Source organism: Methanobrevibacter sp. YE315 (genome assembly GCF_001548675.1).
Taxonomy (GTDB): domain Archaea; phylum Methanobacteriota; class Methanobacteria; order Methanobacteriales; family Methanobacteriaceae; genus Methanocatella.
Genome location: NZ_CP010834.1, coordinates 1,174,176 through 1,191,661 on the forward strand (window position 1 = coordinate 1,174,176; position 17,486 = coordinate 1,191,661).

Annotated in this window: 18 protein-coding genes; 6 read left to right on the plus strand and 12 right to left on the minus strand. The window is 35.7% G+C overall.

Going from position 1 to position 17,486, the window contains the following annotated elements; translation table 11 throughout:
• Window positions 1-31: 31 nt before the first annotated feature.
• Window positions 32-1,417 (plus strand): DHA2 family efflux MFS transporter permease subunit, encoded by a 1,386-nt coding sequence (locus tag TL18_RS05015; RefSeq protein WP_067042288.1) that lies wholly within the window; start codon window positions 32-34, stop codon window positions 1,415-1,417.
• A gap of 309 nt (window positions 1,418-1,726) precedes the next feature.
• Here the strand turns inward: TL18_RS05015 and TL18_RS05020 are convergent, their stop codons facing one another.
• Window positions 1,727-3,136, minus strand: a complete 1,410-nt coding sequence (locus TL18_RS05020) for a peptide MFS transporter (protein ID WP_067042291.1) — start codon at window positions 3,134-3,136, stop codon at window positions 1,727-1,729.
• A 157-nt stretch (window positions 3,137-3,293) separates the two neighbouring features.
• Between TL18_RS05020 and TL18_RS05025 the strand changes: the two genes are divergently transcribed.
• Window positions 3,294-3,782 (plus strand): hypothetical protein, encoded by a 489-nt coding sequence (locus TL18_RS05025; RefSeq protein ID WP_197031813.1) that lies wholly within the window; start codon window positions 3,294-3,296, stop codon window positions 3,780-3,782.
• Window positions 3,783-3,930: 148 nt separating this feature from the next.
• Complete coding sequence (locus TL18_RS05030; RefSeq protein WP_067042294.1) at window positions 3,931-4,551, plus strand: hypothetical protein; 621 nt, start codon at window positions 3,931-3,933, stop codon at window positions 4,549-4,551.
• Between the two features lie 30 nt (window positions 4,552-4,581).
• Here TL18_RS05030 and TL18_RS05035 read toward each other — a convergent pair whose 3' ends face one another.
• The gene (locus TL18_RS05035) at window positions 4,582-4,914 is read right to left on the minus strand and encodes a hypothetical protein (RefSeq protein WP_067042297.1); all 333 of its coding nucleotides are present in this window, start codon (window positions 4,912-4,914) and stop codon (window positions 4,582-4,584) included.
• 24 nt (window positions 4,915-4,938) lie between these two features.
• Window positions 4,939-6,393, minus strand: a complete 1,455-nt coding sequence (locus TL18_RS05040) for an NAD(P)/FAD-dependent oxidoreductase (RefSeq protein ID WP_067042299.1) — start codon at window positions 6,391-6,393, stop codon at window positions 4,939-4,941.
• Window positions 6,394-6,487: 94 nt separating this feature from the next.
• Here TL18_RS05040 and TL18_RS05045 point away from each other — a divergent pair, with 94 nt between their 5' ends.
• On the plus strand, window positions 6,488-6,994 hold the full coding sequence (locus TL18_RS05045) for a YgjV family protein (protein ID WP_067042302.1): 507 nt from the start codon (window positions 6,488-6,490) through the stop codon (window positions 6,992-6,994).
• 86 nt (window positions 6,995-7,080) lie between these two features.
• Here the strand turns inward: TL18_RS05045 and TL18_RS05050 are convergent, their stop codons facing one another.
• From TL18_RS05050 to TL18_RS05080, 7 genes are all read right to left on the minus strand, one after another.
• Window positions 7,081-7,410 carry a hypothetical protein gene (locus TL18_RS05050; RefSeq protein ID WP_067042305.1) on the minus strand — a complete coding sequence of 110 codons (330 nt, stop codon included), beginning with the start codon at window positions 7,408-7,410 and terminating at the stop codon, window positions 7,081-7,083.
• A gap of 111 nt (window positions 7,411-7,521) precedes the next feature.
• Window positions 7,522-8,913, minus strand: a complete 1,392-nt coding sequence (locus TL18_RS05055; protein WP_067042308.1) for an MFS transporter — start codon at window positions 8,911-8,913, stop codon at window positions 7,522-7,524.
• Window positions 8,914-8,948: 35 nt separating this feature from the next.
• Window positions 8,949-10,340: an MFS transporter gene (locus TL18_RS05060; RefSeq protein ID WP_067042311.1), complete on the minus strand. Its 1,392-nt coding sequence runs from the start codon at window positions 10,338-10,340 to the stop codon at window positions 8,949-8,951.
• 19 nt (window positions 10,341-10,359) lie between these two features.
• Window positions 10,360-10,809, minus strand: a complete 450-nt coding sequence (locus TL18_RS05065) for a MarR family winged helix-turn-helix transcriptional regulator (protein ID WP_067042314.1) — start codon at window positions 10,807-10,809, stop codon at window positions 10,360-10,362.
• Window positions 10,810-10,913: 104 nt separating this feature from the next.
• A complete protein-coding gene (locus TL18_RS05070; protein ID WP_067042317.1) occupies window positions 10,914-11,645 on the minus strand; it encodes a flavodoxin family protein in 732 nt (243 codons plus the stop codon).
• Entirely contained in the window at window positions 11,646-12,257 is a 612-nt protein-coding gene (locus TL18_RS05075) for a GNAT family N-acetyltransferase (protein ID WP_067042320.1), read from the minus strand.
• 1 nt (window position 12,258) lies between these two features.
• Window positions 12,259-12,876 (minus strand): TetR/AcrR family transcriptional regulator, encoded by a 618-nt coding sequence (locus TL18_RS05080; RefSeq protein ID WP_067042323.1) that lies wholly within the window; start codon window positions 12,874-12,876, stop codon window positions 12,259-12,261.
• Between the two features lie 119 nt (window positions 12,877-12,995).
• Here TL18_RS05080 and TL18_RS05085 point away from each other — a divergent pair, with 119 nt between their 5' ends.
• Window positions 12,996-13,562, plus strand: a complete 567-nt coding sequence (locus TL18_RS05085) for a hypothetical protein (protein ID WP_067042326.1) — start codon at window positions 12,996-12,998, stop codon at window positions 13,560-13,562.
• 25 nt (window positions 13,563-13,587) lie between these two features.
• Window positions 13,588-14,184, plus strand: a complete 597-nt coding sequence (locus tag TL18_RS05090) for a hypothetical protein (RefSeq protein ID WP_067042329.1) — start codon at window positions 13,588-13,590, stop codon at window positions 14,182-14,184.
• Between the two features lie 84 nt (window positions 14,185-14,268).
• Here the strand turns inward: TL18_RS05090 and ung are convergent, their stop codons facing one another.
• Window positions 14,269-16,374, minus strand: a complete 2,106-nt coding sequence (gene ung, locus TL18_RS10725) for a uracil-DNA glycosylase (RefSeq protein WP_082706398.1) — start codon at window positions 16,372-16,374, stop codon at window positions 14,269-14,271.
• Window positions 16,375-16,396: 22 nt separating this feature from the next.
• The gene (locus tag TL18_RS05100) at window positions 16,397-17,476 is read right to left on the minus strand and encodes an acyltransferase (RefSeq protein WP_067042332.1); all 1,080 of its coding nucleotides are present in this window, start codon (window positions 17,474-17,476) and stop codon (window positions 16,397-16,399) included.
• Window positions 17,477-17,486: the final 10 nt, after the last annotated feature.

Here is a 17,486-nt window from a genome sequence, read left to right on the forward strand (position 1 = left end):
AATTCATAAATTTACTAATCAGGGGATTTGTATGGATTTAACAAAAGAAAATGTTACTTTAATTGTATTTCTCATTACAGCAACAATTTTAAGTACTGCACAAACGGTTGTTACAACAGGTTTGACAGGAATTATGGCAGATTTTCATGTTCCCTCAACTACTGTGCAGTGGATTTATTCATCGTTTCTGCTTGTTTTAGGTGTGATGATTCCGACATCTGCATTTATTGCACGCAGATATAAAATAAGAACAATACTCATTACTTGTTTAGGTTTATTCCTATTAGGATCAATCATATCCTACATTGCTCCTAACATTGACGTTTTAATTATAGGGAGAATAATTCAGGCTATCGGATCTGGTATAATATTGCCTATTACCCAAATCGTTATTCTTAGGATTATTCCAAAAGAGCAATGGCATAAATTTATGGGGTTGTTCGGTTTTATTATAGGAATAGCTCCTGCATTGGCGCCAACCATCGGAGGATACATTATCGATACGATCGGATGGAGAATGATATTTCTGGTATTCATAATAATAGCTATTCTTTTAATTGCAATATCCTTTATCGGAGTCAAATTCGAATTGGAAAACGATGCAACATATGATTTGGATTTCATTTCACTGATTCTGTGTTCAATCGGTTGTGTTGGAATAATGTTCGGTTTTTCAAATATCGCTGCAAACGGGTTAAGTTTTGTGCATGTGATTTTACCGATTGTTATTGGTGTAATAACATTAGCACTATTCTCACACCGCCAGTTCAACATTGAATATCCTCTTTTGGATTTAGGAATCTTGAAACACAAGTTTTTCTTCTATGGAACCTTACTGTCTGCAATACTGTATTTCACCATGTGCGGATTAAATGTTATCATGCCATTATTCGTTCAAAACGTGGCTGGCCATACAGCAACCCAATCAGGTCTTGTATTGCTTCCTGCAACAATAATCATGATTATATTCAACTTCCTTGGATCAATGCTGGCCTACAAGATTGGAGTGAGAAAAGTAATGATTGCTTCCTGTTTATTCACTATTGTCGGTTATCTGATTATGATGACTTATGATATAAACTCAAGTATCAATTACATGATGCTTACTCAAATAATAAGGGCTGTCGGTGCAGGTTTAGGTTTAATGCCATGTGTAACATGGACCATAAGTGTTGTATCAGGTAACCTTGAAGATGCAACTGCGATAAATACTACTGTAAGACAGATTATCGGTGCAATCGGTTCTGCAATTGCTGTTGTGTTAATGGCAATATTTGCAGGCGGCAACATTAATAACAATGCAATATCTGTCACCGCATTTGGAGAAACTTCATTAGTGATGGCTATTCTGGCTGTTGTAATGTTAGTGATTGTATTATTGTATGTACACGACAATGTAGAAGTAGAGGAAGTTTAATTAAACTCCCCTACTTATTTACTCTTTTTTCCTATGTTCATTTCTTTATCTTTTCTTAGAACTACGCTCAAGAACAGAAATTCAAAATTTCTGTATTATTAAAGATAAAAATTATATGTTTTTTAAGAATTTTAAATTATAATCGTGCTTAAAAATAGATTTAGAGTCATCACATATAAAGTTTTTCGAAAGTAAGCACTTACTTGCATTTAAATACTTGAAAAATAAAGGAAAAATTAATATAAATTATATATAAAATAAAATAAGTTCAATATGAAAATTGAACCTTAAAGAGAGTATTTTTAATATTCATACTACTCCATGCATTAATGTCTTAATCTTATTTTTAAGCAATAGCCAAACGATACCGCAAATACCTGATATAATTACAAAGACATACATGAATGCTACCGGACTTGTGATAGGTATGATGCTTAAAAGCATTGTGGTCTGGCCGATTTTTTCGGGAAATGCACTTGCAAACGAACCTGCAATCACCTCAGCAACAGCGGTTGCAGCATACAGCACTCCAACCATCATTGTGGAATACTTTGCAGGAGACAGTTTTGAAAGCAGACTTAAAGCAATAGGAGTTACCAAAAGCTCTGCAATCACCATGAAGAAATTGAATACTATAATCCATGACATGTTCATTTTCATGCCTTCAGCCATACTCATAAATGGTATTGAAAGAAGGAAATATGAAAAGGCTAAAAAGAGCATACCCCAACCTAACTTTGAGATTGAGGAAGGTTCCTTGCCCCTGCTTGAAAGGACTGCCAATAACTTAATGAATATAGGGCTGAGCAGTATAAGGAAGAAAGGATTTAATGTCACGTAAAATTGAGGGTTCAAAGCAAAGTTGGTAAATGGAACAATATTGTAAACATAATCCATGGTTAGAACCAAAATTGATGTCAACAGTTGCTCGAAACATATGAAAAAGACAACAATAACTATAAGGATTAGACCTATTACCTTCAAATGGTCAATGTCAATTTTTGTCAATTCACTTGAATCAGATTCATTGCCAACGGTTTTTTGAGTTTTAGAAAAAGGTTGAATACCTAAAGGTTCGCCGTTTGGCAAACACAAATACTTATTGAGACCTATAAACATTATTAATCCAATCAGCACGGCTGCTGCACCAATCATAAATCCATATTGGTATAAGGAAGGGTTATGCACTCCAACAACAAAATTTGCAATCAGCGGAGCAAAAAGTCCTCCGATATTGATGAACATGTAAAACATTGTATATGCGGAATCCAAAAGGTCCTCATTATCCTGATAGAACAGACCTACGAAAGAGGTTATGCTAACCTTAAAGAAGCTGGCTCCGATAGAGGTTATGAGAGCGCCGATTAGGAAAATGATTTCAGGATATGTAAATAAGAATGTGGAATGAACCGGAACATCAGCAGTCAGATAAAAGAGACTTGCAACATATGAAAAAATTAACTGGCCGGCAAACATGAATATTCCGCCAATTATAATTGTTTTCCTATTTCCTAAAAACTTATCGGAGAGATATCCTCCAATCAATTGGAAAAAGTAAGTTCCTCCGATTATTATTCCATAGAGAAAAGTACAGAAGGGTATTGAAAAATGCAATACATCTGACATGAACAATACAAGTATACTACAAATGATATAAAAACTAAATCTCTCCCATAATTCCGCTATAGATATCACATACATTCCCATAGGATGTTTCATCTTATTACCTCTTGCCGTCTCTACTATTATATATTGTAAAAAATGATATATATTATTAATTAAATATTTCGGTGCCTGCATGGAAAACATGCTAATCGCAGAGGGTGCTTAGATAGGTGGGCAAAAAAAATTCCACCCATGCATGATAGGGGATATTATGAATATCAGAAAAGCTGTTATCGATGATGTGAATGAAATAATGGATATCTATGCCATAGCACAGGATTTCATGATTGAATCTGGAAATCCGAATCAATGGGGTCATTTTTACCCCAGCAGAGATTTGATTGAGCATGACATTGAAAATGAAGTCTGCCTTCTAATATGTGACGATGAAAGCCCCCATGGAGTGTTTGCACTTTTCAGCGGAGATGAACCGACTTATCAATATATTGAAGACGGCGAATGGGTGAACGATGATGAATATGTAACCGTCCATAGGATAGCAAGTGACGGGAAACTTCACGGTATTTTTAAATGTGTTATAGATTATTGCAAAGGAATTTCAGACAATATCAGAATAGACACACATAAAAGCAACAAGATTATGCAAAAGCAGATTGAAAAAAACGGTTTTCGAAAATGCGGAACCATATATGTGGCTGACGGATCTCCACGAATTGCATACCAATGGAGCCGGAAATGAATTATTAAATAATTTAAAGATTAAAAATTGAAATGACTGTTTCAATCTAGGAAAATCCTCTGAATTTATTTTAAAAAAGAAGACCTCAAGACCAATTCAAACACCACAACAACTAACTATAATAATTACAAAATACAGACTACTAAACATGTCAGATTTATCCGAACTAATCCAAATAACCAAAAATATTGAAAAACAAAATACAGAAATCATTCGTCTTTTAAAAAAAATAGCTGGTGAAGAAGAAGAGGATAAAACAATCCTGTATAAATCAGCAATTGATTACACACCTGATTTTGGCGAATTATATATTACACCTAAAGACAAGCCTGAAGGGAAAAGCGAGCAGACCAAAGAAATTGACAATACATTTAAAATCGGAACCCTCCTGGAAAACACCCTTGATGTCGGTGAAGTGTACTTCATTGACTCAGGAGACATATTCAAATTAACTATTAAAAATAATGAAAACATCATCGATAATTTGACAGGTGATGGTGAACCTGATAGTTTTTATTTGCAGGAACTGATAGCAAATGAATCTGTTAAAAATAATGTAAGTTTAGAAGACAATACAGTTATACTCAGCAAAGAACAATCAGAAGATTTGCCTGAAACTTTAAGAATCTGTGTTGAACAGGGAGCAACTAAAATCCATCTGCCACTGTCTGCATCAACCCAACTGATAAGAGCTCCGCAAATCCTGATGAATCTGATAAAATTTGACTTTTACAAAACCGAAGAACAATTGCTTGAAGGATTGTTCTAAACAGATGATAGTTTGGAAACATTTCCAAAACTATTTAATCAATCTGCGAATCCCTTCCAGATTCTCTTCAATGAATTGGCTGTATTTTGGATTGGCCAGAATGTGATACTGTTTTTTATTTGTTATCCTGTAAGCTTCAGCCATTATCCCTTGCAGATGCTCGATTTCACTGCTTAAAACCAAATCCAGTTTCATCCTTTGATCATCGGTCAGGTTGTCCATATATGATTCTATTACCGATTCGAACTTTGAAACAAGATCAGTATTCTTTTTAGCAAACATTTCAAGCAGGAATGGTGGTGCTAGTGTGAATAATGACCCATACTCCTCTACATCATTATATGTAATCTTATCTTCACTCATTTCAACACCTTCTATTATTCAAGTTTAGAATTTATAATGAATATTATGCAGCTTATACAAGCAGACTGAACTGCTTGAAGGGAATGCATATATCATATAGTCAAGTTCTTCAAGAGTAATCTTTTTGTTGATGATAAATGCAAACATGTTTGCGACGTTTTCGGCTTCTGCAGCATATATTTCAGCACCCACAATGTTTAAATCACGATCAACAATGACTTTTGCCTCGGCGGTCCTGTCATTTTTAAGCTCAAGAGAATATGATCTGCCGTACTTTATAGTGTGAACTTCATATTCATCGCTTTTTTCTGCAATATATGCCGGAACACCAACTGTGGCAATTCTAGGTATTGTATATGCAACTGCAGGAACGACAGGATAAGTAATTTCATCAGCTTCGCCCAGCAACTCTTTTGCAAGGTATTTTGAGTGGTGTATTGCAACGGTTACGAGCTTTGCAATGCCCGTATCTGCCACATCTCCTGAGGCATAGATGTTAGGGACTTCTGTTTGAAGATGTCCGTTTACCTTGATTCCCTTATTGGTATAGGTCAATCCTACATTTTCAAGGCCAATGTCTTCCACATTGGCTGTACGGCCCATTGCAGCAATCACATAATCCCCTGTCAGGCTGAGTCCGCTTTCACAATTGACGGTGAATGCATTTTCATATGCCTTGTTGTCAACTTTTGATTCAGGGTCTCTTAAAAATTCATCGGAATTCATTGCACTTGTTACATTGAGAACTTTGCTTTCCGGATTATCGATTATGACATTGTCATCTTTTATAATTTCCTTAACGCTTTGGTTAAAATGGAAACGAATGTTCTTTTCCTTTAGAATTTCAATTATCTTTTGGACATATGGCTGGTGGAAATATTTAAGTGCCATGTTTCCCCTTATTATTACATCGGCTTCAAGGCCCGCTTCGGCAAGAATTGATGCAAATTCCATGCCAACAAAACCAGCACCTATGATTATTGTATGTTTTGGAAGTTCTGATATGTCTAAAAAGTCAGTGCTGTCATGCAGATATTCCTTTCCTTTGATGTCTGGAATTACCGGTTTTAGACCTGTGCATATCACAATCTTATCGGTTGTAAACTTCCTTTGTCCTACCTGAACGGTATGCTCGTCTATGATAACACCTTTTCCGTGAGCCACATCCAGGTCGTATTCATCGAACTTGCCGTCCAGAAATATGGACATGCCTGCAATGCGCTGCCTTTTCAGTTCCATCAAATCAGACCAGTTCACATCAAAATTGCCTGATTTTCCAACTCCTTCAAAGTTTTCTGTCAATGCCTTTATTTCATAAGGCGCATCAAGCAGGGCCTTAGAGTTGCAGCCCCTGTTTGCACATGCTCCACCGTATAGGCTTTCTTCAACAATCAGTATTTTAAGGCCTGCTTTTCTTAAAAATCGGCCTCCTTGCCATGCCGCATTTCCACTTCCAATATAAATGACATCGTAATCCATAATCTAACCTCGGATTTAATATTTGTAAAAAAATATATAAATTTTTATCTAAAAATTAATAATAGAAAGAAATTATTTTTTTGAATTGATTTACATGGATTTTGCAATTAATATCATCATAGGAAATTTTATATCTTTAATAGCAGGTATCTTCATCATCCTAAGCATGTGGGTTAATGATGAAAAGGAAGCCTACAAATACCAATTTCTAAATGCCTTCATATTAATGATTTCCTCTGTGTTTTTCCTGTCCTGGACAGGAGTAACCACAATGGCCATTGCCGCTTCTAGAAATGCAATGGTGTATTATGATAAATTGACATTCAAATGGACAATATTTTTCCTTATCATTTCAATAGTCATTGGTTGTCTGGTCAATACGATGGGCATAGTCGGATTATTGCCTATTATTGCAATTGTTGAGATAACATTATGCAATTACTATCTGAAATCAATTAAAACCATTAAAGCAAGCTTTATTATTAACAGTGCAATCTATGTTGTGTATTTCCTTGCAATCTATGATTTTTCATCAGCTGCAATTGAAAGCATCACAGCAATAATCGGTTTGGTTTCACTGATAAGACTGATTAAAAACTAGTTTTTTAAAAAAAGAAAAAAGACAAACTAAATTATACGAATAACTTAGTTTATTCTATTGAATCTGGAATAATCAGATTAAAATAATTAGAAATTAAAGAAGTCTTTAGCCCAGCTGATACTGCGTTTCGCCTTTTGAGCTCTCATTTCATAAGTTTCAGCTGCAGGTCCGTATTCGCTTTCCAATATTTTTCGTTTATTTTCATAAGCAATTGAATCGTCGTTCAATTTTAAAAATACTTCCAATTCATTGTCAATATCATCAAAGTGAGATTCTAAATCCTGACTGTTTATGTCATCCTTAATAGTAAAAAGCATGTCAATAGCTTCACCAACGCTGATGCCGTTTGATTGTAATATTTCAACTTTTTCAGCTTGTTCAGGGGTTAATTCAATTTCCATTTTTTGATTTGCCATAAATAAAACCACTCATAAAATCATTTCTTGTTAAATATATATTTCTTTATATTATTTAAAAATATTTTCGAAAAAAAAAATAAAAAAAATTAATTAGCCATATACGGCTAACTAATTTGGCCTTTGTGTATTGAATTCATCTTTGGATTTGATTCCTATCAAGGATGCGAAAATGGCTAAAATGCATGCAACGGCACAAATAATACATATTATCTGAGAAGCCTGCACAATCATGTCTGCATACTGTGGAGCCAGTTCCAAACTGCCCATTACCCAAGCAAATACCAATGTCAAAAGACCTAGGCTCATGGTCTGGCCTATTGTTCTCATTGTTGCCTGTGAAGCTGAAGCTGTTGGGGCGTCTTTTGGCGGAACGGAACTCATGATTGCATTCATGTTTGGACTTGAGAATAGTCCCATACCTATACCCTGGAGAATCATTGCTAAAACCACCAAATAAAGCGGAGTGTCCTTATTTAAGAATATCAATATAATCAATGCAACAGCTGCAATCGCCATTCCGGTAGCTGCAAGTTTCTGCGGATGGATCCTATCTGAAAGCTTGCCTGCATTAGGAGCCATTATTGCCATGATAATAGGTGTAATAATCAATATCAGACCTGCCATCTGAGCGTTCCATCCCCTGACATACTGGAAATGATAATTCAAGATTGTAGTAACCACCATTATCGCCAAATAGCTGCATAAAGCGGCAATATTGGAAGATGTGAACTTTTTATTTTTAAATAGGTTCATGTTGAATACAGGTGATTTCTGCCTGAGCTCATAAGCTCCGAAGATTACTAATACAACCAGTCCAACAATTGTTAAAATCAGACCTGTGCTTGTTGTCAATGTTGTAAATCCATAGATAAACAACAGGATACCGATTGCATATAATACTGAACCGACAGTATCGATTTTGTCCTTTTCATAGGTTTTCCATTCTCCAGGTATTTTAAATGCCAAGAGCAATACACAAACTATAAGGAAAGGAATTACAAAGTAAAACATTGCTCTCCAACCTAAGTTGTGTACTAAAAATCCGCAGATTACCGGAGATAATGAAGTTGCCAGGTAAACACCTGTAACAGTGAATCCTAATGCCTTACCCCTATTTTGAGGTTTGACAGCCTGTACAACCATAGCCATTGCGGAAACATTTAAAAATGCTACGCCCGCTCCCTGAAGAATACGGAAAATCAAAAATGATTCTGTAGAAAATGAAAGCACCGCACCGATGGAAGCGAATAAGTAAAGGAGTACGCCTCCAAGCAAAGATTTTTTAACACCAAATTTACCTGATATCTGTCCTGCGGGGACTGTAAAGAGAGCCACCACAAGGAAAAATATAGTCGGAACCCAATTTTGGATAACATTATTCATTGCAAACTCTTGTGCAATAGCCGGTACTCCTATAATAATCCCGTTTGATAAAAATACAGCGAAAAACGAAGTGATAAATGACACCGCTATTACAATTGTTTCTAAATCAAATTTCATAATAATCCCTCTTAATAAAATCCATTAAATAATAATTAACCTGCCTGTTCAATATTAAATTCATCGGTTGATTTTACGCCAACCAAAGATGCTAAAATTGCAATTATACATATGACTGTACATATTATGCAAACAATTTGGGAACTTTGAACAATCATGCCTGCATATTTTGTTTCAAGTGGCAAAGTGCCCATGATCCAAGCAAAAACCAGTGTAAGCAAACCCAAACTCATGGTCTGGCCAATTGTCCTCATAGCTGACTGTGCCGCAGATGCATTCGGGGTTTCTTTTGGCGGAACAGAACTCATGATTGCATTCGTATTTGGTGATGTGAACAGTCCCATACCTATACCCTGCAATACCATTGCCAGCACTATAAGATAAATTGGAGTGTTTGCATCCAGGAATATTAAGATAAACAGTGCAAATGTTGCAATGGTCATTCCTATAGCCGCCAATTTTTGAGGATGTATCCTATCTGATAGTTTTCCTGAATTAGGAGCCATGAATGCCATGATGATAGGAGTAATGATCAATATCAGTCCTGACATCTGAGCGTTCCATCCCCTGACATACTGGAAATGATAATTCAAGATTGTAGTGAGCGCCGCCACTGCAAGATAACTGCAGAGAGCCGCAATATTGGATGAAGTGAACTTCATGTTTTTAAACAGCCTCATGTTGAATGCCGGACTGACAGTTCTAGTTTCATAATATCCAAATACAACCAGTAAAATAAATCCTATAAGCACACAAACTTGTCCCATAAAGTTCATCAGACTTGTAAATCCATATATAAACAATAAAATGCCTATTCCATATATAAGATAACCTATGGAGTCGATCTTATCGTTTTCATATGTCTTCCAATCTCCCGGAATCTTCCATATCATAAGCGCAATGCAGACTAGGAAAAATGGAATTGTAAAGTAGAACATGGACCTCCAGCCAAAGTTATAAACCAAAAATCCGCAGATTACAGGAGACAGTGAACCTGCCAAATATACCCCAGTAACAGTTAATCCCAAAGCCTTACCTCTGTTTTTAGGGTTGATTGCTTGTACTACCATTGCCATTGCAGAAACATTGGAAAATGCTCCGCCTATACCTTGAATTACCCTGAAAAATAAAAATGATTCGCTGGAAAATGCCAAGCATGCACCTATCGAACCGACTATGAAAATCACAACACCAATTATTAATGATTTCTTGACACCGAATTTACCGGAAAGCTGTCCTGCAGGAAGCGTAAATACCGCTACAACAAGCAGGGCAATTGTTATTATCCAGTTTTGAACGACATTATTCATTGCAAATTCACTTGCAATTGACGGCACACCTATGACTATGCCTGCAGCTAAAAACACTGCAAAAAATGATGTAAGAAATGATACTAGAACTACAGATGTTTCATTATCAAACTTCATATTATCCCTCTTGTTAAAATTATAAATCCTCCACCAATTTCATTCCATTGATAGCTATTTCCTTAATTCTTTCAATTATTTCCTTATCGTCCTGTGTTATTCCAACTTCCTTTTCCCAGTCTTTGGATATTTTTCTGATTTTAGGAACCAAATCCTCTCCTTTGGAAGTGGTCTTTAACATGTATTTTCGCCTGTTGTTTGGATTGATTTCCCTTTTGATGTATCCTTGGTCTTCAAGCTTTTTGACTGATTTTGCAATGCTTGCCTTGCTTTGACCAAAAATGCGAACTAAATCGTCCTGAGACAATCCCTGATTATCATAAACTGCCATGATATATCTCATTTCATGACCCAAATCCATATCCTGAATTTTTGAATTCAGATATTTCATCTGGTTTTTTGAAATATTGTGTATCCAGGCTATAAAAGGGGAATTGTCAAATATCCCCTGAAAGCTTTCATCTCCCATTTTTTCACCTGATTAATGATTTATATCATATCAGATATAAATGTTTCGAAGTGAACAGTTAATTTTTAAACAATTAAAATGTGAAAAAAAATAAAGCGAAAAGCCTATTTGATGGCTTTTCTTAAAATGAAAAACAGTATTTTGGAAAAAGCCTTTTTGAAAACATTCAATTTGACTTGCGGAGCGAAATCATGGTTGACAAGACCTGTTTCAAACCAATATTCCTTATCTGCTTTCAAAGGGTCATCTGATAATGCCATTGCCCTCCATAGATTATAGTAAAAAACATCCACGAATTTCGGGCTGCTCAACTTATCTGACTCCATGTCTTTTCTGAACTTGCCTGCTATCTGATCAATCTTTTTGGTTTCAAGATGGTCTTTTCCGCCGCAGGCAATAGATATCTTATAAACCTTGTTTACTCCCCAATGCCTTAATGTCTCATCAATATAACTGGCCACCTTTTTCTGACCGGCACCTGCAGTCGTAACGGCAACCAATGCCTTTTTGTCAAAAAACTCCGGTCTGTGATATAAATACGCCGTATGGTCAAAGAAGTTCTTTAACAGTGCAGACACGTTCATCGAATAAACCGGAGAAGCAATTATTATTGCATCTGATTTCCTTATACTTTCTATAATAGGGTTTATCTTGTCAAAGTGGGGGCATCTGTTTTCCCCTTCCAAGATGCATTTAAAGCATCCGTTGCACATTGGAATCTTTTCCTTCATCAAGTGAATCTCATCAAACTCAGCTTCCAGATTGCTCTTCACTTGTTCCACTACAGACCAAGTATTCTTCTTTCTCGGTGAACCGTTAATAATTACACATTTCATTTAAACACCTAATTGACCTTCCTGCACTAGTTTTTCCTTATATTCAAACTGCTTGTCAAATTCATCGACTTCACTTTCATCTACATTGAATACATCGGGATTGCGGAATATTCCCAAATCATTGCTGATTTTACTTTCATCGAAAATTCTAATCATGAAAAAGGGATTTTCCTCATTTGAATCAGTATTTTCCAGATAATAATTATATTTTGATGCGCTTTCAAATCCAAATCTTGAATAGTAATTTTCATCGCCAACAACAAAGACAAATGGAATGCCCTTCTCTTCAGCCAATCCTAAAGTATATTCTATAAGCTGAGATCCGAATCCCTGATTTTGATGGTTTTCATCAATGGCTATCGGACCTAAAATGGCCGCATCCTCAAATCCGTCCTCATAGCTGATTTTTCCAAGCGAATAGTTGATGTGGCCTATTATCATATCATCCTTTTCAATGACATAAGCCAAATAACCGATAAATCTATCATCATTTCTTAAATTGTGCACGATGTAATGTTCATATGCTCCAGGGCGATATATATTCCAGAACGAATTTCTGACAAGCTTTTCCACTTCAAGATAATCCTCTTCTCTTTCAAGCCTTAATTTCAATCTAATACCCACCTTCCACTTTTACTGAATCGAAAATTATTCTTGCATGCTTCTGTGTCTTTTGCAAAAACTCCTTGAGGAACTTTTCGTCATCTTCGGGATAGTTGATGATGAAATGCTCATAGAGCAGAAACATTCCATAATAGAAGAATGATTCGGAAAGCTGCTTTACATCGCAGTCCTGTCTTATCAAGTCTTTTGATTTCATCATGTTAAACAGGTCAATCCAGCCATAGACCGGCGCCTCGATGATGGCGTTTTTCAGAAAGTTTTTCACTTCGTCGTTGTGATAGGATTCAATAAAAAACAGCCTTGTTATTTTCATCATCTTGTCTTCATGCAGCTTTGAGAGGAATGCGTCACAGCCTGCCTTGTAGAAATAGTCAAATCCTCTATCCATATTTATTGCAGCCTGTTCGATTGGTATTTCATCTCGAACCATCTCTTCAATGTAATAGTCCAAGATGGCATTTAGTATTGATTGCTTGTTTGGATAATGATTGTATATTGAGCTTTCGCGGATTCCGACTTCACCGGCGATTTGCCTTATTGAAACCCCATCATATCCGAATTGCGAGAACAGATTTATTGAAATCTCAAGAATCTTATCTTTTGTCATGTTATCACTAGCGAACAGTTGTTAGTTTACAATTACTTTTAGAATTTCAAATTATATAAAACTAACGCTTGTTAGTTAAAATATATAATTGATTAGAATCAATATAAAAAGTAGATAATATGGAAATTACAGCCGAAGAAATGAAAGAAACAATAAGAAAAATATATGAGAGGCTTGATGAGGTTACTCCCGTTGATTTCGATTGCGGCAAATTATGCGGTGAAGTCTGCTGCGTTTATGACGCGGAAGACTATAGAAATGAGGAACTGGCCCTTTATCTGCTTCCCGGAGAGGAACTGATGTATGAAGACAGCGATGAATTCGAACTCTATTTCATGGATTCATCCGAAATCAAATATCCACATTCATGGAAAGGCCAAATCTACCTGGTCAAATGCGTCAATCCTCCAAAATGCGACAGGTCCATCAGGCCAATCCAATGCAGAACTTTTCCACTCATTCCACATATCAACAAGAAAGGGGAATTCCATCTGATATTCGATGAAAGCGAATTTCCATACAAATGCCCTATCGTTAATGACCATATCCGATTGAACGATGAGTTTGTCCGAGTCACTTTCGAAATCTGGTCTATGCTTATTTCCAACCCCTTGGTTTATGACCTGGTCGATATGGATTCCAGAATGCGCGACAACAGGAAAACCGATTACGAAATAGTAATTTAAATATCATTAAACACATACTATTACCATGATTAAGAAAATCATTCTTCTTTTATTGGCATCCATCCTATTGATGGGATGGGTTAATGCAATAGACTCTTCCAATTGGACTACTGCCAATGTAGGATATGAAGAGTTCAAAATTCCTCCGGAATACGAAAACCCTTACAGCAGCGATTTCAATATGTATGAATATGACTACGATATCAATGTATTTACAGTCAGATACGTCAATCCCAACATAATGGAGCTGTACGGATATTTCATAGAGCACAACCAATTCAAAAAGGTAAATGTTTCCGGCCATGACGCCATTCATTTTACCGCTCATGACAGAATGGACAATACTACAAATTCAAAATTATGGTTTTCTGCAGGTGAGGAATTCTATTATATAGCCTGGAAAGGATCTGAAATAACACCTCAGATAGAAGAAGTCGTTAAAAGTTCATCACCAAGCAAATATTCCCATGACGAATTTTATAAAATATTAAATGAGGAATTTGAAAACTACAAGATTATTGACGCAATTGAGTCACAAAGGTATGACTATCCCCGTGATAATGGCCATCATTCATTTGTATCAGTAGGTACTAATGGCTTCAGCTATGGAATAATCAACTAAAAACATGCACTCATCTATAACATGAGACGTATTTAAGGATAATTGGGCATCTAATATCTTATACATGAATACAGAGTTAAATGACTACAATCTCCAATCTATTTCTTCCACATTGTTTTCCTTTAAAAATTCATTGGCCATTATAAAATGATTTGAACCCAAAAATCCTCGCCATGCTGAAAACGGTGAAGGGTGGGAAGTAATCAGAACCAGGTGATTTTCATTTGTAATAAGTTTCTTTTTCTTTTCAGCTTGTTTTCCCCAAAGCAAAAATACTATAGGCTGATTTTGGCTATTAAGTATCCTTATTACCTCATCAGTAAATGTCTGCCATCCGCATTTGCTGTGGGAATTGGCATTGCCATCTTCAACTGTCAAAACTGTATTCAACAGAAATACACCATTCTTTGCCCATTTTTCTAAGCAGCCTGATTCCGGAATCGGATAACCATATTCATCATTTATCTCTTTGAAAATATTATTAAGAGATTTTGGAATTGGCCTACCTTCAGGTGTTGAAAACGCAAGTCCATGTGCCTGGCCCTCCTCATGATACGGATCCTGGCCTAATATGACTACCTTAACATTTTTTAATGGTGTCAGCTTAAATGCATTGAAGATATCCTCATATGGAGGATAAATTGTTTTGCTGTCATATTCTCCATTGATGAAATCCATTATTCCTTTAAAGTAATCCTTTTGAAATTCCTCCTCCAAAGCCAAATCCCAATCATTGCCTATCATAGGAACTACTTTATGTTTCCAAACTATATTATCTTTTGGAATGATTAAATTATCTACGAGCTCAAATTGATTATCACTCTGTTTAAGCACAACAGGCGGATGCCGTGTTATGACATGATTTTCAGCATAATAATTAACTGCGATTTTAATATTGTCAATGCATTCATCGGATGGGATTTCAATATCAATACAGTTAATATATTGAACAGTCTGTGAAAAATAGGAAACATTATCCCTAAAATAAGTTTTTGAGGGTTTGGCTATAAAGTGTTCAACGTTTCCCCCATCATATTCAACAATAGCTTCGAAAACCAGATTTTTTGAATTAAACATAGAATTGAATGAAGCTGTGAAGGTGATAAGATCATCCGTTAAATCGATTGAGACAACATACAAATTATGATAATCTAATCTGTCCAGAATAGTGTCCTTACTTTTCATTAAGACATTGTTTCTTTTCAAATCAACAACCTCATGAATGTCACCATTAAATTTTGAAATTAAATAATTTCTCAAAGAATCCTTTTTAATAAGCTTCCTGCTGGATAATGATTCAACTGACAAATAACTGATTACCCGATTAAACCAGCACATGAACTCTTCAGTTTCTTCTGTTGTGAAAAATTCAGGTATTTTAGATCTAACAGTCCATTGAATATTGTAAGCCAGTGTATACTGGATAAACAAAGGCACTTCACCCTCCTTATCAATACAATAGTCAATCACATCCATAAAATGGTTTTTCATCCTGTCTGTGAAAAATCCCTTTTTGGAAAGTGAAGTGTCAATCAATGAAGATTTATCAGTTCTTTTTCTATAATAATAGATAGGTGATTTCAATACTCCAAATGCCTTTTTGTCAAGCAAGAGTTTGCAGGTCAGATTGGTATCCTCTGAGCTTACCAAGTCCGTTCTGAATCTCAAATCCTTAAATGCCTCATGTTTAATGAATGATGAATTGACGGCCAATTGGGGATTGTCCGGCTCAAGAGTTAAATCAATGACCCTATCCTCCTTGAATTTGAAATTCAAGACATGATCACCATTGACCCTTTCAAACTGCATGACCTTTATTGAAACCAAATCAATCAAATCACCGTTTTCATCAAAAAATTCCTTGACGCTTTTTAAAACATCACCTGAAAAGTAATCATCCGGATCTAGGAAATTAACATATTTGCCCTTAACATATTCAAGACCGGTATTTCTGGCGGCACCTACACCCTGATTTTCCTTCGATATGACGACTATGTTATCTGGAAATCTTTCCTGGTATTCAAGAGCTATCTTTAAGGAGCCGTCTGTGCTTCCATCATCAACCAAAATCAGCTGAACATTTTCTTCAAAGTCCAGAGTCTGTGAAATGACTGAATCTATGCTTTCCCCAATATATTCTTCAGTATTATATATCGGCAGTATAATCGAAAATAAAAACTCCTTATCCATAATAATATCCCCCTAAATCCATTTAAGATTTTCCCGTGAACTTGTTTAAGAATGGAATCCTGTTTAAAACGTACAGAACAGCTAAAGAAATAACCAATGTTATGATTACTAAAATTGGTATCCATATTAAAGGATTCTGATTTGCATAAAAGCTTACTAAAATCACTTTTAACCTATGCAAGATTATATAATGACAAAGGTAAATCCCAAAGCTGTATTTGCTTATCCATGTGATTGAAGAACCTAACCTACTGTTTTCGAAGTTCTGGAAAAGTTTCAGCTTGAAAAGATACTTGAACAGCAGGAATATGCTGACTGACATCGCAAGTATCAAAAGATTGAAATAGCTCATATATACGAAACGGTTTGCCAGAATAGACCTTGGAACAACAAAGCCGAATATGTAGTATGAGTACAATCCAACTGACAGTAAAAATGTAGTGCCGACCATCAGTTTTGTTGAAATACTGCTTCCTATATAGTCATTGTTGGCTACAAAGTATCCTATGATAATATATGTTATGAACGACAAGAAATAAGTTATTCTGGAAGTGAAAGGATTTATGAAATCAAAATCGCACAATGCGATGAAAGCTACAGACAATGCTGTTAGAATCAAAATGAATTTCCAATCGAACCCTTCGACTTTTCCGTTTCCCCATTCAATGGTCTTATTGATGATGAATATCAGAAAATACACTATAATAATCATCCAGACAAACCAATATGCAACACCCATGGTGTTGGCAGTTCCAAAAAATATATCGATAGCCCTGCTTAAGCTGAAGCCGTGGTCTATATAGTAAAATGAATAGAGAACAGACATTACAACCCAGAATATGAATGGAATGAAAATCCTTGACAATCTTTTTTTGAAGAAATCAATCAGAGAATCTCTTCTGTTAATCAGGAGCGCTCCGCTCAGCATTACAAAAATCGGTATTGAAAAATCCCTAAAGCAGTCAAAGAATGCAGCTATATAAAAGTCAGGTCTGTTAATGCATTGTGAGACAAATGAAATAGAAGCGTGACAGAAAACTATTCCTATGATTGCCATTGCCCTTAACGCATCATAATAAAATATTCGTTTGCTCTTGTTCATTGTCCTTGCC

What these genes read in the sequence shown, in the direction of transcription:
- TL18_RS05080 (WP_067042323.1), bottom strand. Translation starts at nt 12,876, where the DNA reads ATGACAAAAGATAAGATTCTTGAGATTTCAATAAATCTGTTCTCGCAA.
- TL18_RS05035 (WP_067042297.1), bottom strand. Translation starts at nt 4,914, where the DNA reads ATGAGTGAAGATAAGATTACATATAATGATGTAGAGGAGTATGGGTCA.
- TL18_RS05090 (WP_067042329.1), top strand. Translation starts at nt 13,588, where the DNA reads ATGATTAAGAAAATCATTCTTCTTTTATTGGCATCCATCCTATTGATG.
- TL18_RS05050 (WP_067042305.1), bottom strand. Translation starts at nt 7,410, where the DNA reads ATGGCAAATCAAAAAATGGAAATTGAATTAACCCCTGAACAAGCTGAA.
- TL18_RS05085 (WP_067042326.1), top strand. Translation starts at nt 12,996, where the DNA reads ATGGAAATTACAGCCGAAGAAATGAAAGAAACAATAAGAAAAATATAT.
- TL18_RS05100 (WP_067042332.1), bottom strand. Translation starts at nt 17,476, where the DNA reads ATGAACAAGAGCAAACGAATATTTTATTATGATGCGTTAAGGGCAATG.
- ung (WP_082706398.1), bottom strand. Translation starts at nt 16,374, where the DNA reads ATGGATAAGGAGTTTTTATTTTCGATTATACTGCCGATATATAATACT.
- TL18_RS05040 (WP_067042299.1), bottom strand. Translation starts at nt 6,393, where the DNA reads ATGGATTACGATGTCATTTATATTGGAAGTGGAAATGCGGCATGGCAA.
- TL18_RS05030 (WP_067042294.1), top strand. Translation starts at nt 3,931, where the DNA reads ATGTCAGATTTATCCGAACTAATCCAAATAACCAAAAATATTGAAAAA.
- TL18_RS05015 (WP_067042288.1), top strand. Translation starts at nt 32, where the DNA reads ATGGATTTAACAAAAGAAAATGTTACTTTAATTGTATTTCTCATTACA.
- TL18_RS05045 (WP_067042302.1), top strand. Translation starts at nt 6,488, where the DNA reads ATGGATTTTGCAATTAATATCATCATAGGAAATTTTATATCTTTAATA.
- TL18_RS05055 (WP_067042308.1), bottom strand. Translation starts at nt 8,913, where the DNA reads ATGAAATTTGATTTAGAAACAATTGTAATAGCGGTGTCATTTATCACT.
- TL18_RS05025 (WP_197031813.1), top strand. Translation starts at nt 3,294, where the DNA reads ATGAATATCAGAAAAGCTGTTATCGATGATGTGAATGAAATAATGGAT.
- TL18_RS05070 (WP_067042317.1), bottom strand. Translation starts at nt 11,645, where the DNA reads ATGAAATGTGTAATTATTAACGGTTCACCGAGAAAGAAGAATACTTGG.
- TL18_RS05060 (WP_067042311.1), bottom strand. Translation starts at nt 10,340, where the DNA reads ATGAAGTTTGATAATGAAACATCTGTAGTTCTAGTATCATTTCTTACA.
- TL18_RS05020 (WP_067042291.1), bottom strand. Translation starts at nt 3,136, where the DNA reads ATGAAACATCCTATGGGAATGTATGTGATATCTATAGCGGAATTATGG.
- TL18_RS05065 (WP_067042314.1), bottom strand. Translation starts at nt 10,809, where the DNA reads ATGGGAGATGAAAGCTTTCAGGGGATATTTGACAATTCCCCTTTTATA.